We start from the raw sequence: 18734 nt of genomic DNA, 5'->3' as shown, positions 1-18734 counted from the left end.
TAAGAGCCTGTCCCAGTAGATGAATACATCCCCCGCTGGCGCACCTCAGAAGCGGGGACTGCGTTGATCGTCGTCGCGTGGCTCGCCACGCGTCCTCCTCACGCCTTGTCCGCGCTCCTGATGTGCTGCCAGCAGAAGACGCTCCCTACTGGGATAGGCTCTTAGTCCAGGTAGTCCGAATACTCGCGCTGCGCGTAGTACTGCAAGTTGGCCCACGGCTGCGCCTTGCTGACGGTGGGCTGCAGCTTGACGTCGACCCGGCGATAGAAGGTATTCGCGCGGTCGCCGCTCTCGATGATCAGCGGAATCTGTTTTTGCTCATCCCACAGGATGCGCTGGAACACGCCATTCTTTTCCACTTCGCGCCAGCGCGCGCCCGTCACGTTCGACGCCTGTTTCGACAGCGGCATGGCGGCCACCAGTTTCGGGTCCAGCAGATAAAAACTGTTTTCCCAGGAACCGTCGAAATTGACGTTTTCGTACTCGGCCTTGGGGATGGCGACGACGATCTTGTCATGCGCATCGATGTATTCCACGCGTACGGTGTTCTTTTCCAGCATCACGTGGCGCGGTATCAGCACGGGATTGAAGTGCTTGTGCTCATGCTGCGTGGCCGCGGTCGACGTTTTCAATGCCACTTTCTTGTTTTCACCGTGGCTGTGGCCCGCATGTGCATCGGTCGACGGCGCCAGCACGCGCTCGACCCACACGTGGCCGGGGCGGCGCAGCATCTTTTCTTCGTAGCGGCTTTCGCGCGTCACGCCTTCGGGCGTCAGGACGCGGCTGTAATAGGTGATGCCCAGGTCCAGGTCGGCAGGAGCGGCAGGAGCGGCTTGCGCGCTGGCGGCAAAGCCGGCGGCCAGGAGGACGGCGATCAGGGACGATTTCATGGTGTTGCCTTTACGTGCAGAGGGGCGGAGGGCATACGCCATCCGCCCCGGTGGGGTTACCGTGTTGATGTGGATCAGAAGCCGAAGGCCGCCTTCAGCAGGTCAAACACCTTGGTGTTGTCCAGGGTGCCCTTGAAGGCCTTCGCGCCGGCGCCCGTGGCCAGCAGCTTGACGTCGCCGCCGCCGTGGGTTTCGCTGGCCAGGCGCACGCCTGTTTCTTGCAGGTAGTTGTCTTTCAGGGCCGTGGCGCTGTCGACGTTGCTGCGCAGGGCAGGGCGGTTCGGGCCGTTGCCGAACACCAGGGTGGTGTAGGTATTGCCATCGGCATCCTTGCTCGGCTGATTATCCTTGTAGCCGCGGTTGATGTCGAGGATGTGGTTGCCGCGCTTGCCGTAGCCGTTGAAGGCCAGGGTGTGGTCATGGTCGGCCGTGACGACGATCAGGGTATTTTCCAGCTTCGGATCGGTTTCCTTGATCTTGGCGATGGCCACCTTGATGGCGTCGTCGAAGGCGATGGTGTCCGTCAGCGCGCGCTTGGCGTTGATGCCATGCAAGGCGTGGTCGATACGGCCGCCTTCGACCATCAGGAAGTAGCCGTTCGCGTTTTTCGACAGCAAGTCGATGGCTTTCAGCGTCATTTCCGACAGGCTAGGCTGGGTCGCGCCTTCGCCCAGCGGCGGCGTGGCGGTGCGGTCCAGTTCATATTCCAGGTGGCTGCGGGTGCTGTACAGGCCGATGAATTTCTTGCCGCTCTGCGCCGCAGCCATTTCCGCCTTGTTGGCGGCCACGGTGTAGCCCTTGGCGGCAAATTCCGTCAACAGGTTGCGGCCATCGGCGCGGCCATACTTGTTGCTGGCCGACCAAGGCGTAAAGTGGTTGCGGCCGCCGCCCATCAGCACGTCGACGCCGTCGCCCAGGGCCGCGTTGTAGCCCGCGCCGCCCGGCACCGTTTGCGCGGCGATCGCGTATTGCGCATTGCGGTTGCAGATGTGCGAGAAAGTCGTCGCCGGCGTGGCGTGCGTCAGTTCCGTGGTGGTGATGGCGCCCACGGCCTTGCCCTTGGCTTTCGCCAATTCCAGGATGGTCGGCGCGCTCTTGCCGCCGGCCGGGCAGTTGTCCACGCCCAGGTTGCCGTTGACGTCGCGGCTCGGTTCCTTGGCGATGGTGTCCTGCGCCATCGAGATGACTTCATTGTTCATCTTGACGCCGGTCATGTAGGCGGCCATCGATGGCGCGCTGTCCGTCGTTTGCGCATCGTTCGAGAACGTCTTGATGCGCGCCGTGCGCTCCAGCGTGTCCATCGTCAGGTTGCCGTCTTCCTGGTACTGGTAGATGCGCGCTGCCGTCACGACGGACGGGCCCATGCCGTCGCCGAGGAAGAAGATGACGTTCTTGGCGTCGGCGGCGTAGGCGCTGGCGACGCTGGCGGCCACGAGCGTGGTCAGCATGGAGAGTTTCAGGGCCGATTTCAGTGCGGCGGGTGTCGATGCAAGTTTCATGTGCTTGTCCAATTCTTGTCTCTTGGGGATTACAGACCGCCGGCGGTCTTGACCAGGCCGAATACTTTGGTGTTTTCGATGGTGCCAAGGAAGGTTTCCGAACCCTTGCCGATGGCGCCCAGGAAGACGTCGGTGCCGCCGTGGGTTTCATTGCCGACCGCGGTGCGGATCACTGCTTCCTGGTGGTAATTGTTGGCGCTGGTGACGGTTTCATCGAGGCTGGCCATGGCGGCGCGGCTCGATTGCGTGCGGTTTTCGCCATTGCCGAAGCCGATGATCGAGTACGGTGCGCCATCCAGGTCTTTCTCGACCGCGCCGGTCACGTAGTTCTTCACCACGCCCAGCACGCCAGGGTTGCCGGCAGCCGTCTTGCCCGTGCGCTTGGCGTAGCCGTTCAGCACCAGCGTGTGGTCATGGTCGGCCGTGACGACGATCAGGGTATTGGCCAGGGTCGGATCGGTCAGCTTGGCTTTTTCGATGGCGGCCTTGATGGCGTTGTCGAACGCGACGGTGTCTTGCAGCGCTTTCTTGGCGGTCGTTTCGTGCAGCGCATGGTCGATGCGGCCGCCTTCGACCATCAGGAAGTAACCCTTCTTGTTCTTGGCCAGCACGTCCATGGCCTTGGTGGTCATTTCCGCCAGGCTAGGTTCCTTCGCTGCGTCGCGGTCCAGGTCGTAGCTCATGTGGCTGGACGTGAACACGCCGAACAAACGGTCCGTCTTGGCCGCATCGACGGCCTTGAAGTCGGTGGCGTTGTTGGCGACCGTGTAGCTTTTGGCTTTCAATTCGGCGATCAGGTCGCGGCCGTCGGAACGCTTGCCGCCATCCTTGAATTGCGTGAAGAATTGCGCGCCGCCACCGAGAACCACTTCCAGGCCGGTGGTGCCCAGGGCGCTGTTGTAGCCCGTGCCGCCCGGCACCAGGGCCGCGGCGATATCGTTTTCCAGGTCGCGGTGGCAGATGTGCGAGTAGGTCGCGGCCGGCGTGGCGTGCGTCACGCGCGCCGTGCTGACGACGCCGGCGGCGAAGCCCTTGGCCTTGGCCAGTTCCAGCAAGGTGGTGGCGGGCGTGCCGTTGCCGGTGCCGCATTTGTTGACCAGCTTGTTGTTATTCGCATCCGTGCCCGGATCGATGGCGACCGTGTTGGCCGACATGGAAATGACTTCATTGTTCATCTTGACGCCGGTCATGTAGGCGGCCATCGATGGCGCGCTGTCCGTCACTTGCGCGTCGTTCGAGTACGTTTTCACGAAGGCCGTTTCCGGCAGGGTGTCCATGGTCAGCGCACCCTCTTCACCCACGGAATAGATGCGCGCGGCCGTCATGGTGGTCAGGCCCATGCCATCGCCAAGGAAGAAGATGACGTTTTTCGGCGGCGCTTCAGCCACTGCCTCTTCTTTTTTTGCGTCGCTGCCGCAGGCGGCCAGCATCAGGGTGATGGCGACGCTGCAGCCAGCGACGGAAATTTTTCTGCGTGTCATGTGGTTCATCCGGCTAGGTTTGAAAGAGCTAGCAAGATAACAATCCAATGTGACACCCTCATGACGCTGTGACACATTTTGCGACGGCACTACGCCGCCGTAGTGGCGTGGCTTTGGCGCGCGCCGTCGTTGGAAAAATACGCCGTAGCGTGTTCGTCATCGCGTGATTGCATCGATATAAGCAACAAACTATTGCGCTTTACCTAGTTTTTCTACCGCTTTGAGCAACGTAAGATGCAGTCATCCCAATCATCTTGTGAAGGCGCATCATGTTCTCCAAATCCATCAGCAGCGTTCTTGTCTCCACCCTGTTTGCCGCCGGCGCCGCCTCGGCCGCCGCCAGCGCACCCCTGACCCTGGAAGTCTTCAATCCGGGCGAAGCGGCCATCTTTCCCGTCGCTTCCGTGCTGGTCGCGGGCAAGCATGACGCCGTGCTGATCGATGCGCAATTCTCGCGCGCCGAAGCGCAAAAACTGGTGGAAAAGATCCGCGCCAGCGGCAAGAAACTGACGACCGTGTACATCAGCCACAGCGATCCCGATTTTTACTTTGGCCTCGACGTGATCAAGGCTGCGTTCCCGCAGGCGAAAATCGTTGCCACGCCAGAAACCGTCGCGGAAATCCGCCGCAAGGCCGACGCCAAGGTCGCCTACTGGGGCCCGATCCTGAAAGACAACGCGCCGCACGGCATCGTCATCCCCGACGCGCTGAAGGACAAGCGCATCAGCCTGGAAGGCCAGTCGCTGGACATTGCCGGCCCGACGCCAGCGCGCACCTATGTGTGGATTCCATCGATCAAGGCCGTCGTCGGTGGCGTGGTGCTGTTTGGCAACTTGCACGTGTGGACGGCCGATACGCAAAGCCTGCAATCGCGCCAGGACTGGCTCAAGACCCTGGACGGCATCGCCGCCCTGAAACCCGTCACCGTCGTGCCAGGCCACTTCAAGGTCGGTTCGCCCCTGACGCCGGACAGCATCGGTTTTACGCGTGACTACCTGGTGACGTTCGAAGCGGAAACGGCCAAGGCCGCCAATTCGGCCGCCCTGATCGAAGCGATGAAACAGCATTACCCGAGCCTGGGCCTCGATGGCGCCCTGGAGACCAGCGCGAAGGTCGCCAAAGGCGAAATGAAATGGTAAGCGGCAACAAGGAGTCAAGCATGCCCACACTGCACTATATTTTCGATCCCCTGTGCGGCTGGTGCTACGGCGCCGCGCCGCTGGTCGAGGCGGCACGCGCCGTGCCCGGACTGACGCTGGCCTTCCACGCCGGCGGCATGATGACGGGCAGCAATCGCCGCCAGATCACGCCCGCTTGGCGCGGCTATGTGCTGCCGCATGACCGGCGCATCGAGCAATTGTCTGGCCAGCCGTTTGGCGACGCCTATATCAACGGCTTGCTGAACGACACCACGGCCATGATGGATTCCGAACCGCCGATCACGGCCATCCTGGCGGCGGAAATGCTGGCCGGCAAGGGCCTGGACATGCTGCAGCGCGTGCAACGCGCCCATTACGTGGACGGCTTGCGCATCGCCGACCTGCCCGTGCTGGTGGCGCTGGCGCAAGAACTGGGCATGGACGGCGCCGCCTTCCAGGCCGCATATGCGCAACAGGCGGGCGCCGCCACGCAGCGGCATATCGAGGCCAGCCGCGCCTTGCTGGCGCAGGTGGGCGGACAGGGCTTTCCTACCTTCGTGCTCGACGATGGCAGCGGCAAGCTGTCCGTGATCGATATCGGCGGCTTCCTGGGCCAGCCGGCGAAACTGCAGGCACAACTGGGTGGCGTGTGCGATGCGCAAGGTTGTGCATTGTAAATATCTATCGGTTCGATAAAATCAATTAGCTTTTCCTTTGTTGTTGACCTCGTTACACTAGTTCTATTAGTCAACAACGAAGGAAAAGCAGCCATGAGCCAACAGCCGCCATTCAGTACCGCCTCGGGCATCCCCGTCGCCGACAACCAGAATTCCCTCAGCGCCGGCCCCCGTGGCCCCTTGCTGCTGCAAGACTTCCACCTGATCGAAAAACTCCAGCATTTCAACCGCGAGCGCATTCCCGAGCGCGTGGTGCACGCGAAAGGGTCGGGCGCCTACGGCACCTTTACCGTCACGCACGACATTTCGCGCCATACCAAGGCCAAGCTGTTCAGTGAAGTGGGCAAGCAGACGGCCACCTTCGCGCGCTTTTCCACCGTCGGTGGCGAACGCGGCAGCGCCGACACGGAACGCGACCCGCGCGGTTTCGCCGTGCGCTTCTATACGGAAGAGGGCAACTGGGACTTGGTTGGCAACAACACGCCCATGTTCTTCATCAAGGACCCGATCAAGTTCCCCGACTTTGTCCACACGCAAAAGCGCGATCCGCAAAGCAACTTGAAATCGGCGGAAATGATGTTCGATTTCTGGAGCCATGCGCCGGAAAGCTTGCACCAGGTCACCATGCTGTTCTCGGACCGGGGCACGCCGGACGGCTACCGCCACATGGATGGCTTCGGCAGCCACACGTATAGCCTGATCAATGCCGACGGCCAGCGCGTGTACGTGAAATGGCACTTCAAGACGCGCCAGGGCATCAAGAACCTGCCTGCCGCGGAAGCGGGCCGCCTGGCCGGTGCCGACCCCGACTACGCCCAGCGCGACCTGTTCGGCGCCATCGAGCGCGGCGATTTCCCCCAGTGGGAAGTCAAGCTGCAGGTGGCGACGCAGGAGCAACTCGATGCATGGGAGCAGCGCACGGGCTGGAACCCGTTCGATTTGACGAAAGTGTGGCCGCATGCGGACTTCCCGCTGTTGCCAGTCGGTATTTTCGAGCTGAACCGCAACCCTGACAATTACCACGCGGAAGTCGAGCAAGCGGCCTTTTCGCCGGCCAACGCCGTGCCCGGCATGGGATATTCACCGGACAAGATGCTGCAAGGCCGCTTGTTCGCCTACCACGACGCCCAGTTGTACCGGGTCGGCACGAACCACCAGCACTTGCCTGTGAATGCGGCCCGCTGCCCCTTCCACAACCAGCAGCGCGATGGCGGCATGGCGATCCACAATGGCGGCGCGGCGCGCAACTATGCGAACGTGGCGGCGGCCGGCACGCAGCCGCAAGGGCTGGGCCACGGCGAGCCGGCGCTGGACCTGGCCGGCGGCGCGGCGCGCTACGATGGCCGCGGCGTGGAAGATGATTACACGCAAGCCGGCAATCTGTTCCGCTTGATGTCGGTGCAGGCGAAGCAAAACCTGTTCGACAACCTGGCCGGTCCCTTGAGCCAGGTGCGGCCGGAAACCTTGCAGCGTCAGCTGGGCCACTTCGACCGTGCCGATGCCGCGTATGGCGCCGGCGTGCGGGCCGCCTTGCAGGCGCGTGGCGTGGTGCTGTAATTATGTGTTGCAGGCGGAACAAGCTTGTTCCGCCTGTTGTTGATACAGCACAAATTAGAGGGAGATACCAAATATTGCCGTATGGACATATTTGCCGCCCATGCGTAGACTTGTCGGTCTGATGATCGCGCGGCCTTCCTGGCAGCGTCCTGACTAGAAAGTCTTGTAATATGAATATGGCGAAGCTGTCGGTGCATGGGGACGACCCCACGCTCAAATCCATCCTCGAAGTCTTGCCCACGGATCCGGAACGGCAATGGCGCAAGGGCGAGGCGAAGGGCGCGGGCCGCGTGCACCTCGATTCCGGCTTCGAGGTGCTGATCGCGCAGGCATCCAAATCGCAAGTGTTGCCCTCGCGCATACGCAGCTACCTGGCCGAATGCCGCTCGCGCGGCGTCAGCTTCACCATGCCGCGTATCGTGGCCGAACTGCAACTGGAGTTGAACGGCGACGATACGCAGGACGCGCCGCTCGACCTGTCGCTGGCCGACATGCAGCACCTGACCGAAATGGGCATCAGCCTGAGCCTGGTGACGCGTTCCGCCGAGGCTTGATGAGCGCCTGAGAATAAAAAAAATGGCCACCTTTCCAGGGTGGCCATTTTTTGTCATGGTTCGGCGATGTCGACGGTGACCATATTGTCATCGGGCTTGCGATCGATCAGCTTGTTGTCGGGATCGATGCCCGCCTTGCCGGGACGGCTGCCCACGATGACGGTATAGCTCGCTTCGCGCGCCGTCATGCGCAGGCGTTCGCGCAGCAGCGGATGGCCGTTCGCGTCGTCGACGCCGATCTCGATCCAGTCGTGCAGGGGCGCGTCGTGCTCCTCGCCCTGTTCGCCGGCCGTCAACTTGCTCGCCTGCACTTTCACGGTGACGGCGTACTTGCCGTCGCTGCGTTTCGTGGCCGTGGCCGACAGGGCACGGTTGTCGAACAGCACGATTTTCTCGAACAGGTCGTCGATCAGGTAAGCTTGCTCGGGCGGCGTGACCTGGCGCAAGCCCTGGATCAGGGCCGTCACGCTGGCATACGGCGGGCCTTTCTGGCCATGCGTCTTCAGCAATTCGCGCAGCACGCCGTTGACCTTGTCTTCGCCGATGATGTCTTGCAGCAAGTACATGGCCAGGCTGCCCTTGTTGTAGTGGATGTAGGGCTGGTTTTCATTCTCGGCCAGCGGCAATTCCTTCTTGCGTTCCTCGCTGCGCCCCATCAGGTATTGATTCAGGTCATAGCGCAGGAAGCGGCGCATCTTGGCCGGCCCCACGGTTTTCTTCATCACCATCAGGGCTGAATATTCGGCCAGGGTTTCGCTGAGCACGGTAGCGCCCCGTGTATTGCCGCCCACCAATTGATGCGCCCACCACTGGTGCGCCACTTCATGCGCCGTCACGTAGAACGGATAATCGATATCCTTGGGATTCTTGTCATCGACCCTGGCGATGAAGCCCAGCCCTTCCGAGTACGGTATCGTGTTCGGGAACGATTGCGCAAACGTGGCGTAGCGGGGGAATTCGACGATGCGCAGGACCTTGTGCTGGTAGGGGCCGAAGTTCTTCGTGTAGTACTCGAGCGCTTCCTTGCTGCCGCGCACGAAGCGATCGAGGTTGTATTCATGGCCCAGGTGGTAATACACGTCGATGGCCACGTCTTGCCAGCGCTCGTGCTTGACGGCGTAGCGGGCCGACTGGAACGCGTAAAAATTCAGGATCGGCTGTTCCATCGTGTAATGGAAGTAATGGCGGCCCTTGGCGATCCAGTCGTTATCCAGCATGCCCGGCGCGATGGCCGTCTGGCCGTCGACGGTACTGACGGTGGCGTCGAAGTTGATGCGGTCGGCGTCGTTGCTGATGTAATTGTCGGCCAGCCCCCGTGCATCGTCGCGCGGCAAGGCCCGTTCGCGCGCCGGCAAGCCGTGTTTCTTGCGGTCGCGCGGGTCCGTCAATTCCTGCTGCGGCTGGTAGCCGATGTGGGGCAGCACGGCATTCGTGAAGAAGGTGCCGTTGGCCACCACGGGCGTGTCCTGGCCCAGGCCGAAGATGCCGCGCGGCGCAAAGCGGACGTCGAAATCGAGGCCCAGGGTGGCGCCCGGCGCCAGCGGCGCGGCCAGGCGGTAGCTGTAAAAGCCCAGCTTGCCGTCATCGAGGCCGGGATGCACGCGCGCGTCAAAACGCAGGCGCATGGTGGAGCTCGGATCTTGCTGCACAAAAATATGGCTGATCGGCAGGCTGGTCTTGTTTTGCAGCACATAGCGGCCCGTGACGGCCAGGGTGCGCTGCGCCGGGTAGATGGCCACGTCGAGTTTCACGTCGGTGATTCTCGGCTGTGGCGTGGCGGCAAACTTGCGGTACTGGCGCTCGACTGTGGCGCGGTCCGCATCGCGCGCGAATTCGGATTTGTAATCGTTGGCCACGTGGAAGACGTAGAACAGGACCGTGCCGGCGCCGATGAAGATCAGGGTACCGCCGGCAAAGCTGGCCAGCACGCCCTGCGTCAGGCCGTGGCGTGCCAGGCGCAGGCGGATGCGCCAGCTGTCCTGCGCGCCGCGGGGCCAGAACAGCAGCGACAGCACCGTCAGCATGACGGCCGCGCCGCTCCAGTACAGCAAGTACCAGCGTTCGCGCAACAGATAGTGGCCGGCGCCGTTCATGGCCGAATACACGAAATCCGGCGTGTTTCCGTACAGCAGCAGCGGGTCGCCCAGGCCCAGCGAGGAAAAGCTGATGCTGGCGATGTGGTACAGGATCATGGCGAAATACGCCAAATACTTGTGATTGATCAACACCTGCAAAAAGATGGCCAGCACGGCGATCAGCGCGTAGGACGGCAGGTGCGACAGGAACAGCGATTCCAGGTACAGGCCGGGGTCGAGGCGGTAATAACCCTTGAAGACCTGGATCGACATGCCGCACAGCATGATTACCAGGCTCAGCAAGGCCTGCAGGCCGATCAGCGCAAACAGCTTCGACAGCAGAGGCAGCCAGTTCGGCACGGGCAGGGCGTCGAGCATCAAGTGCGTGCCCGCTTCGCGTTCGCGCCACACCAGTTCGCCCGCATAGAAGGTGGTAATGATCAGCATGAACAGGGCGAACGAGGCGCTGACCATGTCCAGCACCCTTTCCGTCACGGGATACGTATTCGTGCCATAGATGGAGCCCATGTCGAGCGCGCCGCCATACATGGTCAGCACGCCGGCCAGCACGATGACGACAAAATAGATGTTCTTGATGGTTTCGCGCAGATTCAGCCAGCTCATCTTGAGGAGCAGGGCGGCCAGGTTGCGCTGCGCGAAGTCCGGTGTTTCCTGCGTGGACAGCGACGCGTTCGACAGGCGCAGCGGGACGTCGCCCTCGCTGCGGCGCTTGCCGGCGCCCGCGTCCGTCGTGGCGTGGAACTGGAAGCGCCAGTAGCCGAGCAGCAATGCCACCAGGGCGAAGCCGGACCAGATGGCGCGGTTCAGCAAATACACGCCTTCCAGGGTCACCAGGCGCGTGTTGCGCTCCGCGTTCGGCCAGTATTCCGTCAGGCGTATCAGCGCCGTGGTGCCGAAGGGGTCGATCAGGGCGGCCAGGGTCTTGTAGTCGAGGTCGCGCGCCAGGGACGGGGCCACCAGGTAGCCAATCAGCATGACCACCGAGCTGATGTAGACGGGCAGCATGCGCCGCGTCAGGGCCGCGATGACGAAGAAGATGGCGCCAAAGATGAACAGGTTCGGCAGCAAGGTAAACACATACGGCATCAGGTAGGCCAGCGCCCGTTGCGGCCCCAGCCGTTCCGGGTCGATGCCGGGCAGCCAGGCGCCCAGCCAGGCACCGATGACGATGCTGGAAAACACGACGGCCAGCACCAGCCAGGCGCCAAGGAAGCGGCCGAACACGTACTGGTATTTCCGGATCGGCGCGCTGAAGAAGAAATGCTGCATGCCGTATTCGAAATCCTGCTGCACCGAACGGCCCATCATGGCGGCCACCACGACGGCGCCGAAACAGCCCAGCAGGCTGCACGTGAACGCCAGCGAGCGGGGCGCGTTGATCAGGAACTTGCCGCCGAAACTGATGCTCGCTTCCTTGAAGACGCCGCCGGCGGCGGCCATCCACAGCATGGCCAGCGCCAGGAACATGGCGAAATACACCCAGGTGGACAGCAGCTTGAGCCGCTGTCGCGCTTCAAAGCGGGCGATGGCAAACATGGCGCGCCCCTCAGTCGCACTGCGGGGCGACGCGGTGGCGCCCGGCAATGGTGGCGAAATACAGGTCTTCCAGGTCGCCGATGGCTTCCTCGAAGCCGTCGCCCGGGTCGTCGTCGCTGTAGACGTGGATCAAGGTACGGCCCGACAGCAAGCGCGTGGAAATGACGGCGTGGCGCTGCTGGAAGCTGGCCAGCTCCTTCTTCTCGACGAAGCGCGCCCAGATCTTGCAGCTGACTTCGTCGATCAGTTCCTGGGTCTTGCCGCACAGCAGCAAATGGCCCTTGTTGATGATGGCCATGTTGGCGCACAGGTCGGCCACGTCGGACACGATGTGGGTCGACAGGATCACCGTCTTGTCTTCGCCGATGTCGGACAGCAAGTTATGGAAGCGGACTCTTTCCTGCGGATCGAGGCCCGCCGTCGGCTCGTCGACGATGATCAGTTTCGGGTCGCCCAGCAGGGCTTGCGCGATGCCGAAGCGCTGGCGCATGCCGCCGGAAAAGCTGCCCAGGCGCTGGTGGCGCACGTCGAACAGGTTGGTTTGCTGCAACAGGCCATCGACGACCTCGCGCCGGCGCGCCCGCTGCGACAGGCCTTTCAAGGTGGCAAAGTGGTCGAGCAGCTCGTAGGCCGTCACTTTCGGGTACAGGCCGAAGTCTTGCGGCAGGTAGCCGAGCATGCGGCGGATCTCGTCCTTGTCGTCGAGCACGTCGTAGTCGCCGAAGAAAATGGAGCCGGAATCGCATTCCTGCAAGGTGGCCAGGGTGCGCATCAGGGTCGACTTGCCGGCGCCATTCGGGCCCAGCAAGCCAAACATCCCGGGCGGTATCGTCAGCGACACGTTATCCAGCGCCACCACGCCATTCGCGTAGGTCTTCGACAATTTGCGAATCTGCAATTCCATACAACTCCTAACTCATGCGTTGCAGCCCGATGGTGCAGGGCTTCTGTATGCTGGCATTGTATTGAATTTAAGACGTACTGGGCAGTTGCATGCGATACACGGCATTTTCGCGTGACCAGAGTGCAATTGGGCGGGGTGGACGGCGCGCCCGTATGGGGCTTCCGTGGGGGGCCGTTTCGCCCCGCTGGCGCGCCGCGTGACTTTCAATTACGGAATAGCACCGATTCGCGGTTAAACCACCAGCGGCACAGCATCAGCAGGGCGCCCGCGATCACCGTGGTCGAGGCGAGGATCACGCCGAACATGCGGTAATCCATGGTGCCCTTGACCAATTCCTTCATGGCCAGCGACACGTTGGTCAGCGGCACCATGGCCCACATCCAGTTCAGCTCGACGCCGGGCAGCATGGCCGCTACCGTGGGCAGGATGACGAACAGCATCAATGGCGTGATCATGCCGGCCGCTTCCTTGTAGCTTTTCGCGTAGATCGAGATCGACAGCAGCAGCGAGGCGAAGATGGCGGCCGTGGGCACCAGCATCAGGGTCACCATGGCCAGGTCGGGCAAGCCGATGCTGCGCACCATGACGGCCATGTTGCCTTCCAGCGAACTGCCGAAGATGGCCAGCAGGGCGCCCATGCTGCCCACCATCAGCACGGCCGAGGTCATACCCACCGTAAACAGCACGAGGAACTTGGCCAGCACGATGGCGCTGCGCGGCACGGGCGCCAACAGCAGGGTTTCCAGCGTGCCACGCTCCTTTTCGCCGGCGCCCAGGTCGATGGCCGGATACATGGCCGCCGTCAGGCATACCATCAGCAGCAAATAGGGCAGCATGCCGCCGACGATGGCGCCCATCTGCTCGCGCTCGTTGGCCGTCGACTGTTTGTCGAGCACGATGGGGTGCAGGGCAAAGGCCAGCTGGGCCGGACTCAGGTTCAGGGCCGACAGCGCGCTTTCGCGCAGGCTGGCGTTGTACGCCTCGACGATCTCGCGCACCCGCTGCTGGGTCACGTCGACCGTGCTGGCGCTGTTGTAGTGCAGCACTACCTTCGTTTGCTGCTGTTGCTGCAGCGATGCTTCAAAATGCGGCGGAATGACGACGGCGAACTTGATGGTGTCGTCGCCGATGGCGCGGCGGATGTCGCCCTCGCTGGCCAGCGGCACTTCGCGCAGGTTGTGCTGTTGGGCAAAACGCCCGCTCAAGCCCGGCGAATGGTCCTTGCCGAACAGGGCGTAGCGCATTTCCGCCGTTTTCGCGTTCTTGAACATATTGCTTGAAACATAAGCGAAGCCGCCAAAGATCAGCGGCATGGCAAAGATGGGGATGAGGATGGTGAAGATCAGCGTCTTGCGGTCGCGCGTGAGTTCCAGCAACTCTTTCACATAAATGGTCCACATGGCTCAGGCTCCCTGGTTGATGACGCTGACAAAGGCGTCGTACAAGTCCGCGCTGCCGCCCAGGTGGCGCAGTTCGCTGACCGTACCATTGAAGGCGGTGGTGCCGCGGTTGATGATGCAGACGCGGTCGCACAGTTTTTCCACCTCGTGCAGGTGGTGCGTGGAAAAGATCAGCGGCACGCGCAGCGCCTTGTAGCTGGCGATGAAGTCGAGCAAGATCTTGGCCGACATCACGTCCAGGCCCGTCGTCGGTTCGTCGAGGATCACCACCTGCGGTTCGTGCACGACGGTGCGGGCGATCGCGCACTTCTGTTTCATGCCCGTCGACAATTGATCGGCCCGCTTACCGCCGTATTCTTCCATTTGCAGCAGTGAAAACAGTTCGTCGCAACGGCGTTTCAGCTTGTCGGCCGGCATGCCATGCAGGCGGCCGAAATATTCCACGTTCTCGCGCGCCGTCAGGCGGCCATACAAGCCTGTCGAGCCGGACAGGAAGCCGATGCTCTGGCGCGCCACCAGCGGCTGGCGCAGCACGTCGACGCCGTTGACGAGGGCGCTGCCCGCGTCCGCTTGCAAGGCCGTCGACAGCAGGCGCAGGGTGGTGGTCTTGCCGGCGCCATTCGGGCCCAGCAGGCCCAGCACTTCGCCGGGGGCGCAGCTGAAACTGACGTCGCGCACGGCGTGAAACCAGCCCTCGTGTTCGCGCGGATCGCTGACGTGCGCGGCCTTGCCCTTGTGGGGCGGCATGCGGAAACGTTTTGCCAGGTGCTTGACCTCAATCATGTGCTTCATCCATTTAACGGTGAAGAACGAGAGTAGCATGCAAAAAATGTAACTTGCAAGGTGGAAATATCGTTTGGTCTATTGAAAAAAACAGCATCTTCATGCAAGCTGGCCCGGTGGGCGCCGGCGGACGGCGCGGGAGAGCGCAATGCAAACGATCGATCAGGCGATGCAGGACAAGGTACTGGCCGTGGCGCGCGCCGGCATGACCAGTGCCGAAGCCATCGGTTTCTTCCGCGTCAGCCTGGGGCTGTACTACCTGGCGGGCCTGATGACGGAGGAAACCCTCGATTTCAAGCAGATCGACGCGAAGTACAACCGTTTTATCTACCACTCGATAGGTGGCGGGCACAGCATCGCCAGCGTGCTGCAATTCATGAGCGGCGAGAAAGTCTTGCGCGTGCTGCAAGCGGAGCGTTTTCGCGCCGCGTTTGCCGAACATTGCCCGGACATCCCCGTCGACAGCATTTCCTTCCTGATTTCACTGAACCTGGGCGTGGCGAAAAGCCTGTCCGGCCTGGACGCCGTCGGCCCCGTGGTGGACTGGATCGAGCGGGAAAAAGCGCGCACAAGTCAATAAAGCCCCGTTCACCCTGCGCGCGGCGTGGGTACGGCTGGCCCTGATCGTCCTATAATCCATGTTTTCCCTTACATGAATAGCCACGATGACCGCGAACCGCCACTTTGACCCCCTGGATCGTTTGATTGTTGGCGCCGACAAGGCCTTGCGCGTCATCGCGGGCGTGGCCTCGGCCTCGCGCCCCACGCCGGCCGCGCATGCGCCCGATGCGGAACTGAGCCCGGCCGAACAGCGCCACAGCGCCGGCTTGATGCGCGTCAACCATGTGGGCGAAGTGTGCGCGCAAGCCCTGTACAACTCGCAGGCGCGCTATGCGCACAGCCCGGCCATCCGCGCCCAGTTCGACGAAGCGGGACGCGAAGAGGAAGACCATCTGGCCTGGACGGCGCAGCGCCTGACGGAGCTGGGCTCGCGTCTGAGCCTGCTCAATCCCCTGTGGTATGCGGGTTCGTTTGCGCTGGGCACCATCGCCGCGCGCATGGGCGACGGCCGCAGCCTGGGTTTCGTGGTGGAAACGGAACGCCAGGTGGAAGCGCACCTGGCCAGCCACTTGCAGGAATTGCCGCCGCAGGACGCCAAGTCGCGCGCCATTGTGAAACAGATGGCCATCGACGAAGTGGAGCACGGCGCCGCCGCCCAGCGACTGGGCGCCATCGACACCCCGGCGCCCGTGAAGGCGCTGATGGGCATCATGGGCAAAGTGATGACGAAAACCGCGTATTACATTTAAAACAAAGGCGCTCCGAAGAGCGCCTTTTTTATCCATATCTGAGCCGTGAAACGCCTGACAAAACCGTAGCGAGCGGAAGGGAGAGGTGGTCGAGAAGCGCAACCGTGCTGGAGCACGGTGAGCATCGCAGGCCGCCTATACCGACGCGCAGTAGTTTTGGTCAGGCGCTTTCTTCGATGATCTCGAAGGAGTGTGTAATCTCTGCCGTCTTGGCCAGCATGATCGACGCCGAGCAATATTTGTCATGCGACAAGGCCACGGCCCGTTCGACGGCGGTGGGTTTCAGGGCCTTACCGCGCACGGTGAAGTGGAAGTGGATCTTGGTAAATACTTTCGGATCGGTGTCGGCGCGGTCGGCCTTCAGGGTCACTTCGCAGCCGCTGACGGCTTCGCGGCCCCGTTTCAGGATCAGCACCACGTCATAGGCGGTGCAGCCGCCCGTGCCCAGCAAGACCATTTCCATGGGGCGCGGCGCCAGGTTGTGGCCGCCGCCGTCGGGCGCGCCATCCATGGTCACCAGGTGGCCGGAACCCGTTTCTGCCCGAAAACTCATGCCCGACGGGCCATTCCAGCTGACTTTGCATTCCATCGTACTCTCCGAAAATTGTAAGCGTTTTGTATTGTAATAGAGGAATGCCCATCCATGTGCCACCCGCCGGGCCGCAGCCGGCCTCGATTGCGGCTTGACGCGGCAAGGCAAAGCCGCTTATACTTGTCGGCTTTCCGTTCGCTCAGGAAAAGTAAATAAGGCAGAGTCCGCATAGCAGCATCGGCGGAACCACCATTTGAGCGTGTAATCTATTAGGAAGTCAACATGAAAACATTTTCCGCTAAAGGACATGAAGTCCAGCGCGATTGGTTCGTGGTTGACGCGACGGACAAAGTCCTCGGACGTGTTGCCAGCGAAGTGGCACTCCGACTGCGCGGCAAACACAAACCAGAATTTACTCCTCACGTCGATACCGGCGACTTCATCGTCGTCATCAACGCAGGCAAACTGCGTGTGACCGGTACCAAAGCTACTGAGAAAATTTACTACCGTCACTCTGGCTATCCAGGCGGCATCTACGAAACCAACTTCCAGAAAATGCAACAGCGTTTTCCAGGTCGCGCGCTTGAGAAAGCGGTCAAAGGCATGCTGCCTAAAGGCCCACTCGGCTACGCAATGATCAAGAAGCTGAAAGTGTACGCGGAAGGTTCCCATCCGCACGCTGCTCAGCAACCTAAAGCACTTGTTCTCTAAGGAACTGACATGATCGGTAATTACAATTATGGAACCGGCCGTCGCAAAAGTGCAGTGGCTCGGGTTTTTATCAAAGTTGGCACAGGCTTGATCGTTGTTAACGGCAAACCAGCAAACGAATACTTTTCGCGCGAAACGGGTCTGATGGTCATCCGTCAACCACTGGAACTGACCGGCAATGTCGAGCGTTTCGACATCAAAGTCAACGTCCATGGCGGCGGTGAGTCGGGCCAGGCTGGTGCAGTTCGTCACGGCATCACCCGCGCTCTGATCGACTACGATGCAGCGTTGAAACCGGAACTGGCGAAAGCCGGCTTCGTGACCCGCGATGCACGTGAAGTCGAGCGTAAAAAAGTTGGTCTGCGCAAAGCACGTCGCGCAAAGCAATTCTCGAAGCGTTAATTTCTACGCTACAGCACCTTCCGGGGTGCTGGTCGAAAAGCCGCTGGACTTCGGTCCCGCGGCTTTTTTGCATTTCAGCGTGACTCGGCGTTGCGCTGTAAAATACGCGGAAAACCCCCATGGGGGCATTTCCCTTCATCTTTATGCAATATATACACAAGGAAAGAACATGATCAAAGTTGGCATCGTCGGCGGCACTGGATACACGGGCGTGGAATTGCTGCGCTTGCTCGCTACCCATCCAGATGTCGAGTTGACGGCGATTACTTCGCGCAAGGAAGATGGCTTGCCCGTTGCTGACATGTATCCTTCCCTGCGTGGCCACGTGAAACTGGCGTTTTCCTCGCCCGACAAAGCCAACCTGGAGCAGTGCGACGTGGTCTTCTTTGCCACCCCGCACGGTGTTGCGATGGCGCAAGCTCCAGCCCTGCTGGCCGCCGGCGTGAAAGTCATCGACCTGGCCGCCGACTTCCGCCTGAAAGACCAGGCCAAGTTCGAGCAGTGGTACAAGATTCCCCACACGGCGCCTGAACTGATAGCCCAGGCCGTGTACGGCTTGCCGGAACTGAACCGCGAAGACATCAAGCAAGCGAAGCTGATTGCCAACCCCGGTTGCTACCCGACCACCATGCAGCTGGGCTTTTACCCGCTGCTCAAGGCGGGCCTGGTCAACGCGGGCGGCTTGATCGCTGACTGCAAGTCGGGCGTGTCCGGCGCCGGCCGCAAGGCGGAAATCGGCATCCTGTTCTCGGAGGCAAGCGACAGCTTCAAGGCCTACGGCGTGGCCGGTCACCGCCACCTGCCGGAAACGACGGCGCAATTGCAGCGTTTCACGGACGAGAAAGTGGCGCTGACCTTCACGCCGCACCTGGTGCCGATGATCCGCGGCATGCATTCGACCCTGTACGCGCAGCTGAACAAGGAAGTCAGCAATGAAGAATTGCAATCCTTGTTCGAAGAGCAATACAAGGATGAGCCCTTCGTCGACGTGATGCCGTTCGGCTCGCACCCGGAAACCCGCTCTACGCGCGGCTCGAACATGTTGCGCCTGGCCTTGCACCGTCCCGAAGGCGGCAATACCGTCGTCGTGCTGGTGGTGCAGGACAACCTGGTCAAGGGTGCAGCGGGCCAGGCCGTGCAATGCATGAACTTGATGTTTGGCCTGAAAGAAACGGCCGGTTTGCAACATATCGCCGTGATGCCTTAAATATAGGCACAGGCGTTTGCGCAGGTCCGGCGCCTTTTTGCCGGACCTGTGATAAA

17 protein-coding genes are annotated in these 18734 nt (G+C 61.6%); 9 read left to right on the top strand and 8 right to left on the bottom strand.

All coding sequences use genetic code 11. From position 1 onward, the window contains the following. Positions 1–161: 161 nt before the first annotated feature. The 3 genes from CLU94_RS10025 to CLU94_RS10015 all read right to left on the bottom strand — a co-directional run bounded on the left by CLU94_RS10025 (position 162) and on the right by CLU94_RS10015 (position 3870). Positions 162–890 (bottom strand): hypothetical protein, encoded by a 729-nt coding sequence (locus tag CLU94_RS10025; protein ID WP_099665523.1) that lies wholly within the window; start codon positions 888–890, stop codon positions 162–164. Positions 891–964: 74 nt separating this feature from the next. Next, positions 965–2338: an alkaline phosphatase gene (locus CLU94_RS10020; protein ID WP_257219059.1), complete on the bottom strand. Its 1374-nt coding sequence runs from the start codon at positions 2336–2338 to the stop codon at positions 965–967. An 80-nt stretch (positions 2339–2418) separates the two neighbouring features. Further along, on the bottom strand, positions 2419–3870 hold the full coding sequence (locus CLU94_RS10015; RefSeq protein WP_180278627.1) for an alkaline phosphatase: 1452 nt from the start codon (positions 3868–3870) through the stop codon (positions 2419–2421). 269 nt (positions 3871–4139) lie between these two features. Between CLU94_RS10015 and CLU94_RS10010 the strand changes: the two genes are divergently transcribed. The 4 genes from CLU94_RS10010 to CLU94_RS09995 all read left to right on the top strand — a co-directional run bounded on the left by CLU94_RS10010 (position 4140) and on the right by CLU94_RS09995 (position 7797). Beyond that, positions 4140–5009 carry an MBL fold metallo-hydrolase gene (locus CLU94_RS10010; protein WP_180278626.1) on the top strand — a complete coding sequence of 290 codons (870 nt, stop codon included), beginning with the start codon at positions 4140–4142 and terminating at the stop codon, positions 5007–5009. A gap of 20 nt (positions 5010–5029) precedes the next feature. Further along, entirely contained in the window at positions 5030–5686 is a 657-nt protein-coding gene (locus tag CLU94_RS10005; RefSeq protein WP_099665522.1) for a DsbA family protein, read from the top strand. Positions 5687–5779: 93 nt separating this feature from the next. Continuing rightward, a complete protein-coding gene (locus CLU94_RS10000; RefSeq protein ID WP_099665521.1) occupies positions 5780–7243 on the top strand; it encodes a catalase in 1464 nt (487 codons plus the stop codon). A gap of 170 nt (positions 7244–7413) precedes the next feature. Beyond that, complete coding sequence (locus CLU94_RS09995) at positions 7414–7797, top strand: hypothetical protein (protein WP_099665520.1); 384 nt, start codon at positions 7414–7416, stop codon at positions 7795–7797. A gap of 53 nt (positions 7798–7850) precedes the next feature. Here the strand turns inward: CLU94_RS09995 and CLU94_RS09990 are convergent, their stop codons facing one another. The 4 genes from CLU94_RS09990 to CLU94_RS09975 all read right to left on the bottom strand — a co-directional run bounded on the left by CLU94_RS09990 (position 7851) and on the right by CLU94_RS09975 (position 14516). Further along, positions 7851–11429, bottom strand: coding sequence for an ABC transporter permease/M1 family aminopeptidase (locus tag CLU94_RS09990; protein WP_099668249.1), 3579 nt, complete (start codon positions 11427–11429; stop codon positions 7851–7853). 10 nt (positions 11430–11439) lie between these two features. Then, a complete protein-coding gene (locus CLU94_RS09985) occupies positions 11440–12333 on the bottom strand; it encodes an ABC transporter ATP-binding protein (protein WP_035824559.1) in 894 nt (297 codons plus the stop codon). A gap of 203 nt (positions 12334–12536) precedes the next feature. Continuing rightward, positions 12537–13733 (bottom strand): ABC transporter permease, encoded by a 1197-nt coding sequence (locus CLU94_RS09980; protein WP_077399518.1) that lies wholly within the window; start codon positions 13731–13733, stop codon positions 12537–12539. 3 nt (positions 13734–13736) lie between these two features. After that, positions 13737–14516: an ABC transporter ATP-binding protein gene (locus tag CLU94_RS09975; RefSeq protein ID WP_099668248.1), complete on the bottom strand. Its 780-nt coding sequence runs from the start codon at positions 14514–14516 to the stop codon at positions 13737–13739. A 148-nt stretch (positions 14517–14664) separates the two neighbouring features. Here CLU94_RS09975 and CLU94_RS09970 point away from each other — a divergent pair, with 148 nt between their 5' ends. Beyond that, on the top strand, positions 14665–15096 hold the full coding sequence (locus tag CLU94_RS09970; protein ID WP_077399521.1) for a hypothetical protein: 432 nt from the start codon (positions 14665–14667) through the stop codon (positions 15094–15096). A gap of 85 nt (positions 15097–15181) precedes the next feature. Then, positions 15182–15826, top strand: a complete 645-nt coding sequence (gene coq7, locus CLU94_RS09965) for a 2-polyprenyl-3-methyl-6-methoxy-1,4-benzoquinone monooxygenase (RefSeq protein ID WP_099665519.1) — start codon at positions 15182–15184, stop codon at positions 15824–15826. A gap of 160 nt (positions 15827–15986) precedes the next feature. Here coq7 and CLU94_RS09960 read toward each other — a convergent pair whose 3' ends face one another. After that, positions 15987–16415, bottom strand: a complete 429-nt coding sequence (locus CLU94_RS09960; RefSeq protein WP_070278278.1) for an OsmC family protein — start codon at positions 16413–16415, stop codon at positions 15987–15989. A 225-nt stretch (positions 16416–16640) separates the two neighbouring features. Here CLU94_RS09960 and rplM point away from each other — a divergent pair, with 225 nt between their 5' ends. The 3 genes from rplM to argC all read left to right on the top strand — a co-directional run bounded on the left by rplM (position 16641) and on the right by argC (position 18678). Then, positions 16641–17069 carry a 50S ribosomal protein L13 gene (rplM, locus tag CLU94_RS09955; RefSeq protein WP_010393282.1) on the top strand — a complete coding sequence of 143 codons (429 nt, stop codon included), beginning with the start codon at positions 16641–16643 and terminating at the stop codon, positions 17067–17069. Between the two features lie 9 nt (positions 17070–17078). Further along, complete coding sequence (rpsI, locus tag CLU94_RS09950; RefSeq protein WP_010393285.1) at positions 17079–17471, top strand: 30S ribosomal protein S9; 393 nt, start codon at positions 17079–17081, stop codon at positions 17469–17471. Positions 17472–17640: 169 nt separating this feature from the next. After that, positions 17641–18678, top strand: a complete 1038-nt coding sequence (gene argC / locus CLU94_RS09945; protein ID WP_099665518.1) for an N-acetyl-gamma-glutamyl-phosphate reductase — start codon at positions 17641–17643, stop codon at positions 18676–18678. The last annotated feature ends 56 nt before the right edge of the window (positions 18679–18734 follow it).

The organism is Janthinobacterium sp. 13, from assembly GCF_002749695.1.
GTDB classification, from domain to species: Bacteria; Pseudomonadota; Gammaproteobacteria; order Burkholderiales; family Burkholderiaceae_D; genus Janthinobacterium; species Janthinobacterium kumbetense.
The sequence above is the reverse complement of the archived record's forward strand: the minus strand, read 5'-3'. Positions and strand labels throughout refer to the sequence as shown.

Bases quoted from the DNA above. Each gene is read 5' to 3' on its own strand.
- CLU94_RS10005 (WP_099665522.1), top strand. From the start codon at position 5,030: ATGCCCACACTGCACTATATTTTCGATCCCCTGTGCGGCTGGTGCTAC.
- CLU94_RS10020 (WP_257219059.1), bottom strand. From the start codon at position 2,338: ATGCTGACCACGCTCGTGGCCGCCAGCGTCGCCAGCGCCTACGCCGCC.
- rpsI (WP_010393285.1), top strand. From the start codon at position 17,079: ATGATCGGTAATTACAATTATGGAACCGGCCGTCGCAAAAGTGCAGTG.
- CLU94_RS09980 (WP_077399518.1), bottom strand. From the start codon at position 13,733: ATGTGGACCATTTATGTGAAAGAGTTGCTGGAACTCACGCGCGACCGC.
- CLU94_RS10015 (WP_180278627.1), bottom strand. From the start codon at position 3,870: ATGACACGCAGAAAAATTTCCGTCGCTGGCTGCAGCGTCGCCATCACC.
- CLU94_RS09985 (WP_035824559.1), bottom strand. From the start codon at position 12,333: ATGGAATTGCAGATTCGCAAATTGTCGAAGACCTACGCGAATGGCGTG.
- CLU94_RS10000 (WP_099665521.1), top strand. From the start codon at position 5,780: ATGAGCCAACAGCCGCCATTCAGTACCGCCTCGGGCATCCCCGTCGCC.
- CLU94_RS09995 (WP_099665520.1), top strand. From the start codon at position 7,414: ATGAATATGGCGAAGCTGTCGGTGCATGGGGACGACCCCACGCTCAAA.
- CLU94_RS09970 (WP_077399521.1), top strand. From the start codon at position 14,665: ATGCAAACGATCGATCAGGCGATGCAGGACAAGGTACTGGCCGTGGCG.
- CLU94_RS09990 (WP_099668249.1), bottom strand. From the start codon at position 11,429: ATGTTTGCCATCGCCCGCTTTGAAGCGCGACAGCGGCTCAAGCTGCTG.
- rplM (WP_010393282.1), top strand. From the start codon at position 16,641: ATGAAAACATTTTCCGCTAAAGGACATGAAGTCCAGCGCGATTGGTTC.
- coq7 (WP_099665519.1), top strand. From the start codon at position 15,182: ATGACCGCGAACCGCCACTTTGACCCCCTGGATCGTTTGATTGTTGGC.
- CLU94_RS09975 (WP_099668248.1), bottom strand. From the start codon at position 14,516: ATGATTGAGGTCAAGCACCTGGCAAAACGTTTCCGCATGCCGCCCCAC.
- CLU94_RS10025 (WP_099665523.1), bottom strand. From the start codon at position 890: ATGAAATCGTCCCTGATCGCCGTCCTCCTGGCCGCCGGCTTTGCCGCC.
- CLU94_RS10010 (WP_180278626.1), top strand. From the start codon at position 4,140: ATGTTCTCCAAATCCATCAGCAGCGTTCTTGTCTCCACCCTGTTTGCC.
- argC (WP_099665518.1), top strand. From the start codon at position 17,641: ATGATCAAAGTTGGCATCGTCGGCGGCACTGGATACACGGGCGTGGAA.
- CLU94_RS09960 (WP_070278278.1), bottom strand. From the start codon at position 16,415: ATGGAATGCAAAGTCAGCTGGAATGGCCCGTCGGGCATGAGTTTTCGG.